Source organism: Providencia sp. PROV223 (genome assembly GCF_028479245.1).
GTDB classification, from domain to species: domain Bacteria; phylum Pseudomonadota; class Gammaproteobacteria; order Enterobacterales; family Enterobacteriaceae; genus Providencia; species Providencia rettgeri.
Map to the genome: position 1 here is coordinate 105,054 of NZ_JAMPNG010000014.1, position 6,038 is coordinate 111,091.

Sequence of the window (6,038 nt, forward strand, 5' to 3'; positions counted from 1 at the left end):
ATATTTCGAGCTCTAGCTGTGTTGGCTTCTTTCGGCTATTTGGGTCACATACTGGTGTATGCTTCCCAAACTATCCTCAATTGCTGCCTTGCTAGAGTTCGAACTATTTAGCAAATTAATTTGCCTTGGTCATATTTCGCATGGTGACGTTGTTGCTGGCATTCGGTGACTTGGTTCACATGTTGATGTATGTTCATCGAGCTATCTTCATTATTCCCTTCCTGCAATACGAATTATTTAGAGTATAGTTATCACTTGAATAATTCCCTTTCCCTGTAGATTCACTGCAATCGAACTTTACTTATACTCATTAGATAAACGCTAAATTCCCCACTGTCATATCCTTTTTTGCAATTGTGAAATTACCTGTAGGGCTACTTGTGACAAAGTCTTCAGCAAAATTATTTTCTAATAAAATCAATCGATTGATTTTCAGTGTGTAATATTAAATTTTATCGTTAATGAAGTATTAACCGAAATAATGGAATGAAATAAACACAAAAAACCGTATTAAACAGGAAAGTGTTCAATTTTAGTCATAGTGAATATTTTTTATCTAAAAACAGTTAATGAGAATAAGTTACATTACGGTAAATTTACTGTTTTTGACGAAAATTTAAATAATATGACAAGTTATCGCATTCTGTGGCGTTTATTCTATTTATCGTTATTCATAATTTCGCCCTATGGCTACACAGAAAATCAATTACTCCCCTCTGTGCAGGAAAGCATTCAATTTGAACAAAAAAAACGGTTAGAGTCGGAGTTAACCCAACGTAAGCTATTGGAAAAACAAAGCACTATTTCCATTGAAGATGCATTGCCATCTCCTTCCCAAAATAAAATCTGTTTCCCGGTCGATAAGATTCAATTTGCCGGCGCCACACAGCTGACGACTAAAACTCAAACTCAGTTAACCTCACTTTATTTAAAACGCTGCCTCACACTGAGTGAAATACAAGAGCTCACCAAGCATGTAACTAATTACTATATGGAACAGGGGTTTATTACCTCTCAGGCCATTATTCCAGAGCAAGATTTATCCTCACATCAATTGTTATTACAAGTGATTGAAGGGCATATTGAAACTATCGAGATTGAAAATTCCCCTGAGCGTTTAGTTCATCAAATATTTCCTCATCAACAAGGCAAAATATTAAATCTACGGCATATTGAACAAGGGTTGGAGCAACTCAACCGGTTATCGTCCGCTAAGTACACTATTGATATCCAACCAGGAAGCCAAAATGGCTATTCTCGGGTTATTATTCATCAACAAGGGAAAAAATGGCCTATCACGAGCCAGCTAAACCTCGATAACACGGGTATGAAGGCAACGGGAAAACAGCTAGTTACGGGGAGTTTAACGGTAGATTCCCCGTTAGGGTTTGGTGAACAATGGTCATTAAGTGCCAGTACCGATACTGACTTCAGCCGTTCTCATCACAGTCGTTACTCTGTTGCGGCAATCAATGTCCCTTATGGTTACTGGTCTTATCGTTACCAGTTTTATCGTAATAATACGCTACAACCGTTTCATGCATCTGGTCAGCAATTCCGTTATGAAGGCAAAAATACCAACCAACAGTTTGATGTCAGTCGCTTAGTTTATCGTGATGGGAAGCAACGACTTACACTGCAAGGTAGCTTAAAACATAAAAATGCGACGACACAATTAGCGTCCCAAACCTTGACGATTAGCAGCCCAACCTTAACCTCGCTCTCGTTTACCCCACAATACAGCACCACGCTCGGACAAGGTTACTTCACGTTTAACCCTGCCGCTGAATGGGGGATATCTGCCTTTGGCGCCTCACCGGATACCCTCGCGAAAGATTCACCGCGCAGCCATTACCGCAAATTCAGTCTAAGCAGCAGTTATCAGTATTTTTTCTCTAATGGTGTGACCTATTTAACCTCATTTTACGGTCAATATTCGCCCGATAATTTATACGGCATTGAACGCATCAGCATCGGTGGTCAGTACTCTGTCCGTGGCTACCACGAGCAGTCTTTAAGTGGTAACCGAGGTGGCTATTGGCGTAATGAAATCAATAAAGACATCGCCAATATGGCAATTGGGCAACTGCGTTTTATCGGCGCGTTAGATTACGGGTTTATTGCCTCAGATAAATACCTCGTTGAACCTGACACTTTAGCAGGTGGAGCCGTTGGCCTCTCTTTTATTGGTAATAGCCTGTTTTATTCTCAGTTTTTACTCAGTAAGCCTTTGCATTATCCCTCACAACTTAAACCAGACAATTGGTCGGCTTATTGGTCGGTCTCATTCTCTCTGTAGCTTTACGTTTTTAAAGGATTATTTATGCTAAATGAACAATTGCCTTCACGGCCTAAACGGTTATTAAGTTATACCCTTATTTTCTTAACCGTTGTCTACCCCTTACACCCCGCTTGGGGAGCAGCCATGACGGCGGCCGATAAAAACACCCAAATCAGCCAACAAAATAACGTCCCGATTATTAATATTGCCACGCCGAATGGGGCGGGAATATCGCACAATAAATTTCAACAATTTAATGTGGATAAACAAGGTGCGGTACTCAATAACGCCACCACTAATGTGAATTCCCAAATTGCAGGGCAAATCAAAGCCAATGCCAATTTAAAAGGAAATGCTGCCAATCTGATTATCAACGAAGTCACGGGCAGTAGCCGCTCAGAATTACAAGGTAAGTTGGAAGTGGCAGGCAAAGGCGCAAATGTTGTCATTGCCAACCCGAATGGGATTACCTGTAATGGCTGTAGTTTTGTGAACACTCCAGCAATTACTTTGACCACAGGGAAACCTATTCTGGACAACAAGGGCGCATTGTCTGCGGTTGAGGTGAAAAAAGGCAGTGTGGTTATCGGCGAAAATGGCATGAATGCCGAAGCACAAACCTATGCCGATATTATCAGCCGCGCCACCGAACTAAATGGGCAAATCAAAGCCAAGAATCTGACCTTAATGCAAGGCACCAACCGTGTTGATTTTCAAAAAGGCACCGTGACACCGATTGCAGGCGAAGGGACAAAACCCAGTATTTCCGTAGATACCAAAGCACTGGGTGGAATGTATGCCAATCAAGTGAAATTGGTCAGTACGGAATCAGGGGTTGGGATTAACCTCAGCAATGTGCAAACCAACCAAAATGACCTGACGTTAACCGTCGATGGCAAAATTACCCTTGCAGGCAATATTCAAGGGAAAAAAGACATCAATATCAGCACCAAAAACCTGCACATTAACGCTAATGTCAACGTGAATGCTGCCAAAGACATCACATTGGCCACCAACACCCTCACCAATAACGGGAAAGTTATCGCTGGTAAGGACATGCGAGTCTTTGCCGAGTCAGTAAGCAATACGGGCAATAACGCACTCATTCAGGCACAAGATAATCTGTGGATACAAAAAAATGCCAAGGGGGATTTGAGTACCCTGATTGAGAATAAATCAGGGGCGATAAAGACCAATGCAGGGGATTTGGTAGTTCGGACGAAGAAACTGACAAATACGGCGAATGCATCTCCCATAAAAACTTCTAATATCAATGCAACAACTAACTATAGTGAAGATTTTGTCTCATCTTACTTTGGAAAAAGGCAAGGTGTTGTCTCGATTATTTCACTCTATCCTCGATTAGAGAGCTTCTCCTATAAAAAATGGTTCGGAAAAATTGATTTAATCAACAGTGACAGCATTAATGTTGAGCGGAAACAATATCTAAATCAAGGGGGGATTGGCGTTATAGCAGCAGGGAAAAACGCCTATATTAATGCAAATGATTTAGTGAGTGATTTTGGACAAATCACTGCAAAAAATAATGTGATATTGACGGGACAAAATGCATCTATTTCCGTGTTTAATTCAGGTAAATTAGACCATTGGTATAAATACGATACCTCTTATAAAGATTTAGGGAAATTTGCAGATGAAAGCGATGATGATGGAACTTATGATATTTTTTATGTTAGTGAGCCGATAGATTTTAAATTAATCGATAAACTTTATTCTTGGGCTCCCGAAGCCTTAAATTATAAAACGATATCGGCAGGAAATAATGTTGTCCTTGATTTTAAAAACGCCATTAATCTTGAAAGTAAGCTTCCTAGCACTGAAAAACCTATAGCAAAAATAGTACAAGTAGGTAATCCATCTTTTGCCGTTACTGCAAAAAATATTATCTTAAATTCTAATAATATAAATATTTCTACCAACTTACAGTCTGAAAATGATCTGTCTATTATCGCTGGTCAAAACATCAATATCCATGATGCACAGCTCGTTGCAAAACAATCCCAAAGCCTAATTGCCAACAACGACCTTAATCTTAAACAGGTTAATTTAACGGCTAAAGACAGTACCTTAATTTCGAAAAATGGCAATCTTCAATACAGCTTAAATCCTGTCTCTGCGTTTAAGGATAATGTCTTATCTCCTCCGGTTATCAACGCCGCAAACTCGTTACATATCCAAGCGGGTAAAAACATCTCTTTTGATAATGCGCAATTAACCAAAACCAATAAACTCACCTTCAGTGCCAATGACAATATTGTTATTCGTCGCGATGAACTCAACTTAATGAAACTCGCGGCCTCAGAGCCTGCTGCCAATATCAATGCGTTACTTACCAAAACAGGAAATTGGGCAAGTTCAGGGGAAATAAACCTCACCGCAGGCAAAAGTATTGAAGCGCATGGCATTGCCTTCAACAGTGGAAAATCACTGATGTTCAATGCAGGCCAAGATATTTTGTTAGGTTCAAAAGCGATTAAAGATGTCGACAATGTATTTAAAACTCATCGCTACCCAGAGCTGCGCTCTCAACTCATCGCAAATGGCAATATTACGTTAAATGCAGCTCGCGATATTGACTTGCAATCTGCCAATCTTCAATCCAAAGACAAAATTATCGCGCTCTCAGGTCGTGATATTAAATTAACCGCGACTGCCTACTCTGCCATTCCCAACCCCAATGAAGATAACCAAGATGTACGTTATGTCACCTCGACGCTTTCTGGTGACAAAGGCATTACGCTGGCCTCCAATGGCGCCTTAACCGCACAAGGTAGCACAATCAAATCTCTGGGAGACATTACGATTTCGAGTGGCGGTAATGTGCGCCTAGAGTCGGTGAAAACCCATTATCGCAAACAATCCGGTAAACGATTAGAGGATTTATATCGCCAAATTGGCACCGAAATTAATAGCGGTAAAACACTGACCATTTTGTCTGAAGGGAGCATTCTCTTCCAAGCGTCTCGTCTCGTTGCTAAAGGCGCGATGGATATCGCGGCAAAAGGCGGGTATCTCTATGCGCAAGCCATGGAAGAAATCAGCCACTATGAAGAGCAAAAGAAAAAATGCAATAAATGGACACTTTGCATTACCAAAAAAGAAGTGAAAAAAACGCGCAGTGAAACCAAAAATAAAGTCACTGAATTTACCGCAGGTGGTGATATTAACCTATATGCCAAGGATGATGTCACCTTAGAAGCCACCAAAATTAATACGGGCAAGAATGCCAAAATCACCAGTCAAACCGGTAAGGTGAATTTTAAGGCTGTCAAAAACTCGCAATTTGAACAGGTGATTACAAATTCTAACGGGTTTTATATTACACAGCGCAATAAAGGGTATACCTCAGATAAATGGATTCTACCCAGCCTTCATATTGGTGGCAAGCTGACGGTTGATGCGAATAAAGGGATCACTGCGGATGTCAAAACCAAAGAAGGACAGTCATTCGAGCAGGCGCTAGCCATATTAAGTCGCACACCGGGGTATGAGTGGCTCGGGGACGTTAAAAATAACAAAAACATCAATTGGGCTGTTGTAAAAGATGCTTATAGTCAGTGGGATAAAAAAACAGAAAGCCTCAATCCAGTCGTCGGCGCTGTAATTGCCATTGCCGCCGCAGCGGCAACCTACGGAACGTCTGCAGCCGCCAGTATTGGTGGACTTGCGAGCTCGACTGCCACAACCATGGGGGCTTCAGCGACAACAGCGTCAATGGCTTCTGCTGCGGCACAGG

At 41.2% G+C, this 6,038-nt stretch carries 2 protein-coding genes; both read left to right on the forward strand.

Annotated elements, in window-relative coordinates:
• Positions 1 to 625 precede the first annotated feature (625 nt).
• Positions 626 to 2,299: a ShlB/FhaC/HecB family hemolysin secretion/activation protein gene (locus tag PR767_RS15675; protein ID WP_272520584.1), complete on the forward strand. Its 1,674-nt coding sequence runs from the start codon at positions 626 to 628 to the stop codon at positions 2,297 to 2,299.
• A 24-nt stretch (positions 2,300 to 2,323) separates the two neighbouring features.
• Positions 2,324 to 6,038 (forward strand): filamentous hemagglutinin N-terminal domain-containing protein (locus PR767_RS15680; protein ID WP_272520585.1); only part of this gene is annotated, 3,715 nt, incomplete at its 3' end.